Annotated in this window: 16 protein-coding genes; 6 read left to right on the top strand and 10 right to left on the bottom strand. The window is 31.0% G+C overall.

Features of this window, described 5'->3' with window-relative positions:
• Positions 1-112: 112 nt before the first annotated feature.
• The 3 genes from ACAM25_RS04585 to ACAM25_RS04575 all read right to left on the bottom strand — a co-directional run bounded on the left by ACAM25_RS04585 (position 113) and on the right by ACAM25_RS04575 (position 2,078).
• Positions 113-289 (bottom strand): hypothetical protein, encoded by a 177-nt coding sequence (locus ACAM25_RS04585; protein ID WP_369611161.1) that lies wholly within the window; start codon positions 287-289, stop codon positions 113-115.
• Between the two features lie 288 nt (positions 290-577).
• Positions 578-1,027 carry a hypothetical protein gene (locus ACAM25_RS04580; protein WP_369611160.1) on the bottom strand — a complete coding sequence of 150 codons (450 nt, stop codon included), beginning with the start codon at positions 1,025-1,027 and terminating at the stop codon, positions 578-580.
• Positions 1,028-1,670: 643 nt separating this feature from the next.
• Positions 1,671-2,078: a hypothetical protein gene (locus tag ACAM25_RS04575; RefSeq protein WP_369611159.1), complete on the bottom strand. Its 408-nt coding sequence runs from the start codon at positions 2,076-2,078 to the stop codon at positions 1,671-1,673.
• Between the two features lie 114 nt (positions 2,079-2,192).
• Here ACAM25_RS04575 and ACAM25_RS04570 point away from each other — a divergent pair, with 114 nt between their 5' ends.
• A complete protein-coding gene (locus ACAM25_RS04570; protein WP_369611158.1) occupies positions 2,193-2,360 on the top strand; it encodes a hypothetical protein in 168 nt (55 codons plus the stop codon).
• On the opposite strand, the gene ACAM25_RS04565 is transcribed toward ACAM25_RS04570, so the two are convergent.
• From ACAM25_RS04565 to ACAM25_RS04555, 3 genes are all read right to left on the bottom strand, one after another.
• A complete protein-coding gene (locus ACAM25_RS04565; RefSeq protein WP_369611157.1) occupies positions 2,349-4,163 on the bottom strand; it encodes a protease pro-enzyme activation domain-containing protein in 1,815 nt (604 codons plus the stop codon). The genes ACAM25_RS04570 and ACAM25_RS04565 overlap by 12 nt on opposite strands.
• 504 nt (positions 4,164-4,667) lie before the next feature.
• A complete protein-coding gene (locus tag ACAM25_RS04560; protein WP_369611156.1) occupies positions 4,668-5,276 on the bottom strand; it encodes a hypothetical protein in 609 nt (202 codons plus the stop codon).
• Positions 5,269-5,964 (bottom strand): hypothetical protein, encoded by a 696-nt coding sequence (locus ACAM25_RS04555; protein ID WP_369611155.1) that lies wholly within the window; start codon positions 5,962-5,964, stop codon positions 5,269-5,271. Before ACAM25_RS04555 ends, ACAM25_RS04560 begins: the two co-directional genes overlap by 8 nt.
• A 432-nt stretch (positions 5,965-6,396) precedes the next feature.
• Here ACAM25_RS04555 and ACAM25_RS04550 point away from each other — a divergent pair, with 432 nt between their 5' ends.
• Together ACAM25_RS04550 and ACAM25_RS04545 are read left to right on the top strand one after the other, a co-directional pair.
• Positions 6,397-6,594 (top strand): hypothetical protein, encoded by a 198-nt coding sequence (locus ACAM25_RS04550; protein ID WP_369611154.1) that lies wholly within the window; start codon positions 6,397-6,399, stop codon positions 6,592-6,594.
• 63 nt (positions 6,595-6,657) lie between these two features.
• Positions 6,658-6,810 (top strand): hypothetical protein, encoded by a 153-nt coding sequence (locus tag ACAM25_RS04545; RefSeq protein ID WP_369611153.1) that lies wholly within the window; start codon positions 6,658-6,660, stop codon positions 6,808-6,810.
• A 497-nt stretch (positions 6,811-7,307) separates the two neighbouring features.
• Here ACAM25_RS04545 and ACAM25_RS04540 read toward each other — a convergent pair whose 3' ends face one another.
• Positions 7,308-7,913, bottom strand: a complete 606-nt coding sequence (locus ACAM25_RS04540) for a hypothetical protein (RefSeq protein WP_369611152.1) — start codon at positions 7,911-7,913, stop codon at positions 7,308-7,310.
• A gap of 103 nt (positions 7,914-8,016) precedes the next feature.
• On the opposite strand from ACAM25_RS04540, the gene ACAM25_RS04535 reads away from it, so the two are divergent.
• Positions 8,017-8,799 carry a helix-turn-helix transcriptional regulator gene (locus tag ACAM25_RS04535; protein WP_369611151.1) on the top strand — a complete coding sequence of 261 codons (783 nt, stop codon included), beginning with the start codon at positions 8,017-8,019 and terminating at the stop codon, positions 8,797-8,799.
• On the opposite strand, the gene ACAM25_RS04530 is transcribed toward ACAM25_RS04535, so the two are convergent.
• The gene (locus tag ACAM25_RS04530) at positions 8,796-8,954 is read right to left on the bottom strand and encodes a hypothetical protein (RefSeq protein ID WP_369611150.1); all 159 of its coding nucleotides are present in this window, start codon (positions 8,952-8,954) and stop codon (positions 8,796-8,798) included. The genes ACAM25_RS04535 and ACAM25_RS04530 overlap by 4 nt on opposite strands.
• 180 nt (positions 8,955-9,134) lie before the next feature.
• On the opposite strand from ACAM25_RS04530, the gene ACAM25_RS04525 reads away from it, so the two are divergent.
• Positions 9,135-9,632 (top strand): hypothetical protein, encoded by a 498-nt coding sequence (locus ACAM25_RS04525; protein WP_369611149.1) that lies wholly within the window; start codon positions 9,135-9,137, stop codon positions 9,630-9,632.
• Between the two features lie 115 nt (positions 9,633-9,747).
• On the opposite strand, the gene ACAM25_RS04520 is transcribed toward ACAM25_RS04525, so the two are convergent.
• Together ACAM25_RS04520 and ACAM25_RS04515 are read right to left on the bottom strand one after the other, a co-directional pair.
• Positions 9,748-10,089 carry a hypothetical protein gene (locus ACAM25_RS04520; RefSeq protein ID WP_369611148.1) on the bottom strand — a complete coding sequence of 114 codons (342 nt, stop codon included), beginning with the start codon at positions 10,087-10,089 and terminating at the stop codon, positions 9,748-9,750.
• A gap of 50 nt (positions 10,090-10,139) precedes the next feature.
• Entirely contained in the window at positions 10,140-11,084 is a 945-nt protein-coding gene (locus tag ACAM25_RS04515; protein WP_369611147.1) for an SPFH domain-containing protein, read from the bottom strand.
• 130 nt (positions 11,085-11,214) lie between these two features.
• Here ACAM25_RS04515 and ACAM25_RS04510 point away from each other — a divergent pair, with 130 nt between their 5' ends.
• On the top strand, positions 11,215-11,691 hold the full coding sequence (locus tag ACAM25_RS04510; protein ID WP_369611146.1) for a hypothetical protein: 477 nt from the start codon (positions 11,215-11,217) through the stop codon (positions 11,689-11,691).
• The last annotated feature ends 158 nt before the right edge of the window (positions 11,692-11,849 follow it).

Genomic DNA, 11,849 nt, shown 5'->3' with positions numbered 1-11,849 from the left:
TACGAATAAATTGTCAATTATAAGGGAGTGGGTAATACGTTATTATGAGAGAAAAAGGTAACACTTTCGTTTTATATATTCACACTACTTTAAGCAATTCCCTAACAGACTACTAAGTACGATAAGTTTTAGCTTGCTCAACCTTATCATTATAGCCAGTTAAATTAGAGGAAAATCTTTTGTGATCATTAAGAACTATTTTGCAATCACTATACTTAAATAAATTCCAAGCTTTACCATCATAGTAAACTGGGCTTTCTTTTCTCATCTCCTTAAACCAGTCATACATAATATTAGTTACAATTATATCCTAATAAATTTTAGATATATCTATTATACCTTTTTATATCAGAACTTATGAGGATATAATATGACGTATTCAATAGTCATTTATGATCCAAATGAGGAGGCTTGGGGAGTTGGTGTTGCTACTGACTTCCTCCGCCTAAGGCGGAGGTTCCCCTCATCGATTCGGGATTACATCTCTCATTTGGGAGGCAGTTGAGAGGGTCAGAGACCCCCTCCCATACAAGTTCATTACGGCTATATAATCACGATGATCCTCAAAACCACACTTTTAACACTTAAGCATACGATAACCAGATTCAACCATTCTCGAACCACACTTAGAACACTCTCCTAGAATTTTCACCTTCTTGTTTTCAAAATCAATATAGCTAAGTCTTGGTGTTAACCATAAGGAGATGTTTTTCAGTATTGGGAATCTTCCCCTTCTAGGATTCTTTAACCATCCTTTGTATGTTGCTATTGCATCACGATAACAATCTTGTGTTAACTTGGATGGTAGGCCATATTCCTCTCTTAGCACTTTATATACTCCGTGATGTACTTCTTTAATAGAAGTTGTTTTATTCTCATATAACCAACCTAGCACGAATTTTTTTGGCTTCATGTATTTTTCGGCTAGGGGCTTTAGAGCAGAGGAGGAAATCTTCATTCTTACAGTCACGATTTCCTCCTCGATGGAAATGTCCTCGCGGATAGCTCGCTCTGAAGCCCTAACCATGATGGCTCTTATCTAGCAGTATTATTTAAATATTACGTGTATTCATCCCCACCCAAAGGCTTTCTTCCCACACTTTTTGTAAGGATATAAATTATTTTTAGACTTTCTATAGTTATTTAGTCGTTAATGGCTACGGAAACTCTGATCATAGTTATAAACAGTATCTTTCATAACGTTAATCATTCCAGGAAGTTTTGAGCTATTTTAGGTCATTGGTAATGTAAGAAGGGTTTAAAAACTTACCGGACTTACTATATAAATATCGGTTAGCTAGTACGTTTAGACAATCTAACAAATGAAACTTCATAGAAGGATCCATCTGTTTTTCCTATAAAAATTAATTACTCGCATAACGAATCTGTAAAAGTATGTCCATATAAAGGACGATATATATCCTATGGTATGTAAAGACTCGTTGGTATTTTCCGGAAAGTTTTAGACTATCTTATGTTTTAAAGATATAGAGAGCAGTTTAAAAACTTATCGAACTTAATAAAGTCGTGATTTATTTCTTGATAAATAGGATGTCTTTGTGCACTGGTAACAAAGTGATTAATAGATCATAAATCAATGAACACTTTAATGAAACCATTAGAGAAGTAAGAGTATCTATAGTCTCATAAGAAGAGATCTAAAAATATTCTTATCTTTTTAATTCAATTTTTATTTTTTTACCTAATAATATAAGAATAATTACACTTATAACGTCATCTATTGGAATGCCTAAGTATACTGGGTAAAACCATGCCCATGAATAAGGAATATGAAGATCAAAAATCCAATAAATTATATCTTCCATCGTAGAACCATAAATAATATACCATATAGTTTCTAAAGATAGTAATTTTCCCGATGCCAAATATGAAGGAAATCCAAATAATACAATATAGATAATCCTATAGAAGTATAAAGAAACAAATGGAGTAAAAATATCCTTCATCCATTTAGGGGAAGTAGAAATCTGAGAAGGGTCCCAAACCATTCCTAACTCAAGCATGGCATAAAAAATCGAAAAGATTGTCATTATAATTATTCCTCTTCTATTTATCATAAATTAATTTATGATATAGTGAAATAAATCTTTTACGTGATTATTGAAAGAAGAAAATAAAAATACTTCTATGAAAAGGAAAAACTTAAATATTGAAAGATTAAAAAATTTATAATGGATCTTCTTTATTTTAGAGGAGTAGCTATAGGTCTAACTATTGCATCACTTACCGGACTAATAGCATATTTTGCTAGACCTAAGGTAAAACCAGTATTGCTTTATCTTTCAATTCTTGAGCTAATACTGGGCATCTATGTGATATCATTTATTTTACGAAGTTAAGCCAGAATATAGTAGCAAGTCATATACCATTGCATATGCATTATACGTCCCTGGACCAGTAACAAAGTTCCAACCGTAGTGTGCTGGCAATGGGTTTGCACCAGATGTTATTGGAATCCATGCTGATAATCCTTGGAATTTGCCTAAAGGTGATATTATAATACCACTATAGGAAATGTGATACAATGCAAAGTTTAAAGCACCAAATCTTACACCAGGTAATGAAATCATAGCAGCAGTTATTGGTGCAGCCCCACTAGTACCATACCATAAGTACAGTTTACCTTGAAATATTAATGGTAAACCAAAACCGAACTCTGGAATATTATAACCACCAGCAGAGACAAATGCAATATCTGGATAAGTCCTTGCAAATGTTGGAGTGTCTGGAATAAGAGAGGTTAACTCATAATATTGTGCCGGAAACACTACACTAACTCCACCAGTACTGTAATCCCATCCAGAGAAACTTACAATACTTCCATTTGATGAAGCGTTTAGGAATATTCCACCTACTGATGTAACATAAGGATCACTTTCTGGATACCAAATAGTATTGTATATTCCAATATGGAAGTTTGGTGGCGGATGATCACTCTCATATCCCCAATCACCAGATGCTGCTAAAACTGAGATACCTTCTGCAGCAGCCTGTAACATCATATTATGAATCAAATAAAGCATAGCTGGATAGTAGGCGGCTAAGAAAGATTCTGGGACCGTTACTGAGACAGAAATTACGTTAGGATCTAAATAGTTAACCATGTAATAGTACTCATACCAATAATTGAGCAAATTACCAACTAATGCTGGCCCACCAACGTAACCATCACTAAAGACTATTGTAATATTAGCACCGGGTGCAAAAGCACCACTCCATTCAGCATCTAACTCATTTTCAGCAGACTGTCCTCCAGATGTGTCATTACCAAAAGTTATCACAGAAAGACTTCCAGTCCTTGGAATATTATAAAGCTTCCAGAAATAGTATATGTCGGATACATTAACATAACATTCTGGTACTCCTTCTATTGCAATATCACTACCTTTACCAGTCCAACCTACTCCATAAGCTTTAGTAAAGTTAAAGTACTCTTGAATAGTTATTGGAGAAATTACTATTTTAGATATTAACCCATTTTGTTCTGCTCTAGTTATATTTAAATGCCAAGCACTATCTTTTAATACGCTTATAACCTTTGGATCAACACTATCAATACCTACAATCCCTAAAACATACTTACCAATATTATAAGGCAAAGATGCTGTAACATTATTACTATAATAGTAAAATGGGCCTATATCAACAATTCCTACTTGTCCAAACCAATATAAGTCTTTGAAGGGGTAATAGTAAACGTTAATGTAAGTGCTAAATGCTTTCTCTATTTCGCCTACTGTTCCTTTAAATACTAATGCTAAACCATATTGGCCTTTAAATTGTAGTCCATAAGACTCAAGATAGTTTATTAGGGAATTGACATAACTCTGTGAAGGATAATAATACTCTCTAAACTGTGAGGGAGTTAGCCAATGATGAAAATTAGAAGGTAATAAGTAAATTTGATTAAGATAGTTTTCGAGAGAAGAAATGTTTGTAAAGTTCAACAAAACGGCAATGTAAAGCTCTTCTGATTGATTTAATGGTTGAACGAACACTGAACCGGGTAAGATGGAATATTGAGGTGATGTAGTTTGTATATAATAGTATTGTTGTTGTCCAGCTATACTTACAATTCCCGAGATTATTAGTAGAATTAAAATAAACAATATCGAAACTTTTTGCATAATTAAACTTTCCATTACCTATTTATTAATTTTGTTATCAAAAGATATCACAATGATAAGGAAAAACTGAGGATTTAGATCTTTACATAAAGATTGAAAGATGAGGTTTATATACTAACAAGTTTAAAAATATTCGAAAAAGCTATTACAACAACTTATGACTTAGAAACGATATTATAGACCCACTTCAAAACCAACCATAAAATATTATTAATCTTGGTGAAAGCTTATTTTTAATTTATAAGCACTAACAAGCAACTTCTTTATCATAATTCGTTACAGCTAAAACTGCTCAGATCAGTAATCTTCAAATTATTTAATGTTTCTAAAACCTTCTCAGTATCACTTACCAAATACCTTCTGGGATCTCTTTTTCCACTAATGATGTCTTTTGTATAATCGTATACATAAGTGTATATTCTTTTGAAATCAATATCGTTACTTACGAATATAATCTTATTATATGTCTTTTCCCGTAAAAGTATATATAAGGAAACAAATGTCATTTTATCGATTAAACTAGGAGTTTTTTTTTACGTTTCTCATCGCTTTAAAAATTCCTTCATATATAATTGTTATTTCATCAACCGAAATATTAGACAAAAAAGTTTTAGAAAGCTCAATTATTTCAAAAAAAGGTCTTATTCTAAAAACTTGAATAGCTGTAAGCAAATTATTTAATTCTTTCGGGTTAAGATATTCTTGTATTTCCTTGTATGTCTTATTGATAATCTCTTTATAAATAGCTTTGAAAAGCTTTTTGCTTACTAAAACTCTTACTCCTCCTCGCGGTATAAAATTTTTCAATTCAACATTTAATTTATTGTATGCATCATCATACTTTTTATCATAATCTCTTTCTATTTCATCTAATAACTTTTTCCTTTCTGAAATTGTTAGAGAATCCCAGTCAACTCTTAAGTTATTTATTAAAATTTTACTAGTCATTAGAAAAGCATCTGATATAATCATATTTAGTTCTGTAACTGTTTTCTCTAAAATTTTAGGCTTTTCACCTTTTTTATTTACGCACTCTATTAAGTTATTTACTTGTTTATAACTTATATTATCTAGTTCAAATAACCAAAAAATTAAGATATTTGTGTCTACGAAAACTGCTTTAGTCATTAAAAACAGCCAAGAATAACTTATAACCTAGAGAATTCGGATTCACAAATGTTCTATCTTTAGTTATGAAGTATAACATAATGCCTTGAAGGTACGTGAGTTCTCCCATAATTTTACCTTTTTCTAAGTATATGATAATGGGTATTGCGAAAAGAAATACTGCAGTATTTATTAAGTTGATAATTTTTCTTTCATAGGGCAAATCTATAGTTCTCACATTTGGTTTGGCTAGCTTTAAATCTGCTAGCATCAAATACAATTTAGTTATGAAATCCAGATAAATCATATAATAAGAAATTAAAAATATACCAGAATAATCCTTAGATGCCTCTTTCTCAAATCCCTCTTGATTTTTCATTAAGGTGTCTATCAATTTTGCCAACTTCTTTTCTGCCATTTCCTTATATTCTCCAATGACAGTATTATGCTCCACAATAGAATTGTAAAGCTCTATCTCTTCCTTTATTTTCTTGTATTTCTCTGAAATTATTTTTATTGCATTCTCATTAGAGGGATTAGTTAAGGCTGTAAGTATAAATTCTCCTATTTCAATGAGATCTTCACCATACTTATTTACCAAATACTCTTCCATCTTTCTAATTAATTCTCTTGGAAAATTATGTGAGACTTTCTCATTTTTCCAATTCATATAATCAGAAAATGACTGCAACAATTCTGATGATATCATAATCCATACCACTGAATTAAATATAGTGTATAAAGAATATAAAGAATTAATGGGTAAATTCGAACAAAACGCGAAATATAATAAAAATTATTATAGATAATTTCTTTTATATAAAATAGAAATTTAAGTCTATTCTCTATAATATTTTTAGACAGCTCAGATAAGAACTTACATAATCATTAGGATTTCTTACTATCATTAGGTGTAACTAATAAGATATAGAGATTAAAATGTAGTTTTAAAGAAATTATAAGAATATAAGCCTTAAAAATACCATGGAAAAGTAATGTCAAGTTCTTAGTAGTGATGATAATTATATCTCACTCATAACGTTTCATGTTATAATTCTGCCTATTACGATCTTGTTATTTCAGAATTATTCTCTACCCATCTGAGGAAGAAACTTTTATACTCATAATACTAGCTATACTTGTGCCTGAAGACAATACAAAAGAAGAATCAATAGCTAAGAAATTACAAGCTGAAAAAAGTGATAGAACCAGCTTAAATAATTCTATCACTTTTCATGGGTTGAGTAGGTCTTTGTCTCGTCTAATAACTGACATGGGTAGTGTTAAGCCAGAAGATATTGGTAAGATAATGTATGGTGAAAAGCGCGATTCTTCTTGATACTTCTTTCTTTTTTTATCTCTGAGTTTGACCGATGTAAATCATGAAAGAGCTTTAAATATTATGAACGATATTGATGAAGGAAAATATGGTCAGCCTTTTATTACGGATTATATCTTTGACGAGATTCTTTCTTTGGTAATGATAAGAAAAGGAAAAGACTATGCAATAAAAGTAGGAAAACCCTTCTTGAAAACGTGGATAATGGATACTTAGCTCTTATAAAAGTAGATGAAAAAACTTTTAATGAAGCCTGGAATTGCTTTGTTAGATACGAAAATCAAAATTTCAGTTTTACTGATTATATTTCTTTTACAATTTTACGCAATTTAAATGAAAAATATATAGCATCTTTTGATAGAGGATTTGACCAAACGGGATTAATTAGAATTTATTAATTATTCCAGTATATTGAAATGTAAAAAATAAGTGATATTTTATAAAGATCGATATAGACTACGTTTTACTTTTAAGAGAAAGATTTGATATAAATGTTAAGATATTACACTACCTTTTAATACAGCTAAATTCCGGACATACTTTTATTTCAGTTATTTTTCATTACAATTTATAAAAAATATTATTCAACAAAAAGATTTTAATAGAATAATTAATTTTCCAGTTGTGCGAGAAATGTTAAGGAAGATAACGATATAGTGTAAATTTTTAATAAATTACTGACTATCTTTACCAATTAATCATGTAAACATAAATTATGCATAGCACATAAAATCTTCACATAAAGGATTAATTCTATAATAGTTCGCAAGTAAAATCAAATCATCGCTCTCCGATGATAATGGAGATACAAAATGCAAATATAAGCCTAAATCCTCAAATATCTGTGAAGGAGTTAAATTCTCATAAGTAGAACCGAAAATATAAGCTGTAACTTCAACTTCGTTGTCTTTTAAAGTTATATTAGAATATGTGTTGTTAAGACTTAAGGATACACTTTTCCCATCTTCGAAATACAACAATACATATAAGGAGTTAAAAGTTATATTTGGTTTAATTCCAATTATGTAAACCCCTTTCTCATTCACATGAATTTTGAACTTTACCTTAAAAGAGAACGAGTACAATTTGCTCTGTGACGTAGTTTGGGACGAGTTACTAGTAACTGTTACTGTTTTAGTTGCTGTTTGAGTAATTGTAGTTGTGGTGTTAGTTAGTATTTGAAGTTGTGAAATATTTAATGGAACAGAGCCAGAAGGCTGAGAGGGTTTATGCAAGGTATAATAAAGTTCTATTCCTAGCACTACATTTACAATTAGTGTGACTACAAGTAAACTTACCAATAACGATTGCCTTTCCATGTGTATACTCTATTATATTTATCTCATTTAAACATTAGTTCCACAAAAGAGTGAAACAAAGTGAAACACTAAGTTAATAAACTTAAATTATAGAGTTTTTCATGTGCGAAAAATTCTGACACTAATGCTTTTCATATTATTACTAATGCCATTAATATCAAAAGGAGATAGTGGTACAATTAACATTTATTATAATGGAACTATAGTTGCTGAGCTACATAACGTCAGCGAATTTACTCTTATAGGCGAATATGCTGGGGATTTAAGAGTAGTTGGGGCGGAATATAATCTATCTGGTAATCATCTTTTCTTAAGAGGAAACGGTACTATTTACGTTTTTTACAGAGCAAATTTGCCTAAAGGAGTTATTCAGATGCAAGAGAACCAAAATTTCACCGTTAATGTTTTCTTGCCAACAAATGCATCAATAACTTATATTTCTCCACAACCTTATAGTTTTACGGCTGTTAATGGATTCTATAACATAACTTTCACAAATACTAATAAGATTACTATTCTTTACGCAGAATTAATTCCTCAAGTTAAGTCTAATGAAGACACAGAATTCTATTTGGTTATAGCCTTGATCATTCTTGATGTGATATTAATTTCTGGAATAGTATACTTAATTAAGGGAAGAAAGCAGAAAGAAACCTTAGCAAAAGACGAAGAGGCAGAGGTAGTTACTGAAGTTTTAGATGAGAGAGATAAGATAGTTTTAGAGGCTATAAAAGACGGTTCAATCACATTAGCTGAAATAATAAGGAAGACTGGTCTACCAAAAGCTACTGCCTATAGAAGAGTAAAAAAATTAGTTAAGTTAGGATATGTAGAGGAAATTAGAGAAGGAGGAAAAGTAAAATATGCTTTAAAGAAAAAAGATTAGGGAAATAACTTATGTCCGCTGGTAGCTATAATCACTAAGTCTATTAGAACTTCCACACTTACCATTATTACTAAGCTTATTGTTATTAATTTCGTATCTATCCAGTATTCAGTAATATCCTCCTTTTCTTCCTCATGTTCTTCTTTCAATTTCATTTTTCTCATCTCTCACTAGTTTATTTTTCCTCTTAAGATACACGTTTTAAAAATATTCTAAAATTTAAGTTTCGTAGGGGCGAGAAAGTTTCATGAATTATTGGAAACCTGAAACAATATAGAATTTCAACGAACCGAAATCGACTCTTATAAAGATGAAACGCGTAAATGATCTTAGCCATGAACAAACCACTACTACTTGGATTAGCCATATCTGCTATACTACTAACTGGACTAGTGATAGCTGGCGAGGCAATATATGGAACTTTAGCAACTATATCATATAATATATCTAGCAGTAACAATAATCAGCAAATACAAGTAATACCAATTAATTTTAATTTAGGTAATCTAACGGCTGGTCAAAGTGGAAGTTTAGTTGGGAAAACTAATGTTACTGTCTTAACTAGTGGTACTTATGAATTAGAGTTGAAAGAAGATGCTCTTGGTGATGTATTTTCGCAATTTACTGTAACTATAAGCATTGCAAACTATACTGTAACTCTGCAATTACATGAAAATAATGACTATAAACTGTATTTACCAGCAGGGACCTATACTGTCGACGTGAAAATAAATTATACTGTTTCTCAAAACCCTGAAGGAAAATCAGTAATTAATGCACCACTTCTATTATTAAAGTATAAAGGACAAAATAATAACGAGGAAAACTCTTGATTAAGTTATCTTTTTTTCTTTTCTTTTTAGAAAAGATTTTATTTGGTTACTTATTCTTTAAAATAGAAAAGTAATTAGTAAGATATAAAAAATCTAGATGAGAAACAGTATTGAACTAAGATAAAAATGTGGCTACGCCACCAGCTACGGCACCATTTAGCACATTAAAGGCTATTATTAATCCTATATACGTTTGAGGAAATGGTACTATAAAGGCGTAAGGAAGCAACGAAAAAACCAAATATCCAATGGCAGTTATTATACCTAACTTTCTCACTTGCATCAAATTTATACCGGCTACTTTAGTTCTTATGGGTAAAACAAAAGCAATAAACGCCCCTAAAACTATTAGTTGAATAATTCCTTCAGCTGGTGAAATTATTAATGAGATTATAGGAGATATTGATGGAATTGTTAAGGGGTAAAAAAGAAAAACTAATCCAGCAATGATAGCCATAACTACTGTAAGTATAAAGGAATAGCCAATACCAGCTAATATATTCCAGCCTAACTCTCTTGATTCTGAGATTTCTCTTCACCCTCTTGCCTACTTGGCCCTAGCACTTGAGCTAAAATACTTGGCAAGCTTATTGAACCTCCTGTTGCGGTTGATGTTGTACTTCCTCTTCCTCCAGTTGGGAAGAAGAATGGATAACCAATTGTTATTGATGATAAGTTTGGATAATAAGGTACTCCTAGAGCCATGTTAACGCTCGAAGGGTCACTTCTTTCAGCTAATAATCTTGCTAAACCTAATCTTACTGCCTCTTCTGTTGGAATTCCTAAATCTCTCAATTGTAATATTCTTCTTAACTCTGGGTCTTGTGGATAAAGTTTAGTAATTCTTACTGAGATAAGTTCTATTCCTATTTCAGCTAAGAAACTCTTTAATACTGCAGTAACTGCTGTTGAAATGTCACCAAACTTTTTGAATACCTCCATTAATTTTACGTGATTTAATATCTGACTTACCTCTTGATCCACTATAGGATTAATATAAGCTGCTAAGTCTGCATCTCTAAAGAATTGAGAGGAGAATTGTATGTTAGTTACTAATAGCCCAGGATTTTGCACTCTAAAGTAAACAGCAACCTCGTATTCTAACGGTACTAGATCATCAGTTTGACTTACTCCAGAAACTCTAACTTCATGCCTTGTCATGGAAACGTAAAAGACTATAGTATCATAAGGAAGTTGATTATATCTAAATTTAGATAAGAATTGTGATAAGGCGTTCGATGGTGATTGAATATTATGAGTTCCAGGAGGTAAATCTGCTGCAATTTGGCCTTGAATAACAACTATTGCTCTTTCTGTAGGCTGAACTATGATAATAGATTTGGAGGTAATATTCTCTTTAGGATATCTAAATACTATAACATCAGTAGCCATTGTTGAAGCTCCATTTTCTAATTCTGTTGATATAACTTGTCCTCTTAACGCAATTGACATAATTATCGCTAATATTTTAGTAGATCTACGATATAAACTTTTCTACCCTCTAATTCAATTTTTCCCTATATGCCAAAGAAGGTAAAATTTAGATATGAAAAGTTTTTAGCTAGTTTTCAAATTATAATATATGCCAAGAGAACTTACCCCTTTAGAGAAGCTTCAATTAATGGTTCCAGGGTATAGAGGTTATAAGGTAAAGGATTTAATTAGGCAAGACGATTTCCTTATTAGACAATCAGTAATTCAAAAACTAGAAAGTACTATCTCTAACCTTTCTTTGGCAGAGAGTCAATTAGCCTCCCAAAATCCTTTTTCACCACTCTTAAAAAGAATTGAGTTTGTAATATCTCAAATTAGGACTTTGATAGGTACTGTTTTAAGTCAACAAGGTGGTGGTGCTGATGTATATGCTAGATGGAAAATTCAGACTGAGCAATTAGACGAAATTGTTCAACATGATTCGCAAATGGTAAGTATAGCAAATGAAATTTATCAACTTTCAAGCATACCCGAGAATATTGACGTAATTCTTAAGCTTTTAGACAATTTAAAACAAGTAATAATAGAAAGACAAAAATTATTCTTCCCTCCAGAATATAGATAAGCTTTTTGTTTGTTATTCCTTTTTTATTTCTATAATAAGAAATGATAGAGGGCACATATCAAGAATTGAGTAAGAAGATAAGATATTATTTAAAGAAAATAAATTTAAAATTAGAAAGAGAAAATGTTTCTTATACTTTCTATTTAAGATAAAGAGAG

The organism is Sulfurisphaera javensis (assembly GCF_041154675.1).
GTDB classification, from domain to species: Archaea; Thermoproteota; Thermoprotei_A; order Sulfolobales; family Sulfolobaceae; genus Sulfurisphaera; species Sulfurisphaera javensis.
Note: the sequence above shows the minus strand (reverse complement) of the source record. Positions and strands in the feature narration are given on the sequence as shown.

Excerpts from the sequence above, each read along its gene's own strand:
- ACAM25_RS04585 (WP_369611161.1), bottom strand. The coding sequence starts at position 289 with ATGTATGACTGGTTTAAGGAGATGAGAAAAGAAAGCCCAGTTTACTAT.
- ACAM25_RS04580 (WP_369611160.1), bottom strand. The coding sequence starts at position 1,027 with ATGGTTAGGGCTTCAGAGCGAGCTATCCGCGAGGACATTTCCATCGAG.
- ACAM25_RS04575 (WP_369611159.1), bottom strand. The coding sequence starts at position 2,078 with ATGATAAATAGAAGAGGAATAATTATAATGACAATCTTTTCGATTTTT.
- ACAM25_RS04570 (WP_369611158.1), top strand. The coding sequence starts at position 2,193 with ATGGATCTTCTTTATTTTAGAGGAGTAGCTATAGGTCTAACTATTGCA.
- ACAM25_RS04565 (WP_369611157.1), bottom strand. The coding sequence starts at position 4,163 with ATGGAAAGTTTAATTATGCAAAAAGTTTCGATATTGTTTATTTTAATT.
- ACAM25_RS04560 (WP_369611156.1), bottom strand. The coding sequence starts at position 5,276 with ATGACTAAAGCAGTTTTCGTAGACACAAATATCTTAATTTTTTGGTTA.
- ACAM25_RS04555 (WP_369611155.1), bottom strand. The coding sequence starts at position 5,964 with ATGATATCATCAGAATTGTTGCAGTCATTTTCTGATTATATGAATTGG.
- ACAM25_RS04545 (WP_369611153.1), top strand. The coding sequence starts at position 6,658 with ATGAACGATATTGATGAAGGAAAATATGGTCAGCCTTTTATTACGGAT.
- ACAM25_RS04540 (WP_369611152.1), bottom strand. The coding sequence starts at position 7,913 with ATGGAAAGGCAATCGTTATTGGTAAGTTTACTTGTAGTCACACTAATT.
- ACAM25_RS04530 (WP_369611150.1), bottom strand. The coding sequence starts at position 8,954 with ATGAAATTGAAAGAAGAACATGAGGAAGAAAAGGAGGATATTACTGAA.
- ACAM25_RS04525 (WP_369611149.1), top strand. The coding sequence starts at position 9,135 with ATGAACAAACCACTACTACTTGGATTAGCCATATCTGCTATACTACTA.
- ACAM25_RS04520 (WP_369611148.1), bottom strand. The coding sequence starts at position 10,089 with ATGGCTATCATTGCTGGATTAGTTTTTCTTTTTTACCCCTTAACAATT.
- ACAM25_RS04515 (WP_369611147.1), bottom strand. The coding sequence starts at position 11,084 with ATGTCAATTGCGTTAAGAGGACAAGTTATATCAACAGAATTAGAAAAT.
- ACAM25_RS04510 (WP_369611146.1), top strand. The coding sequence starts at position 11,215 with ATGCCAAGAGAACTTACCCCTTTAGAGAAGCTTCAATTAATGGTTCCA.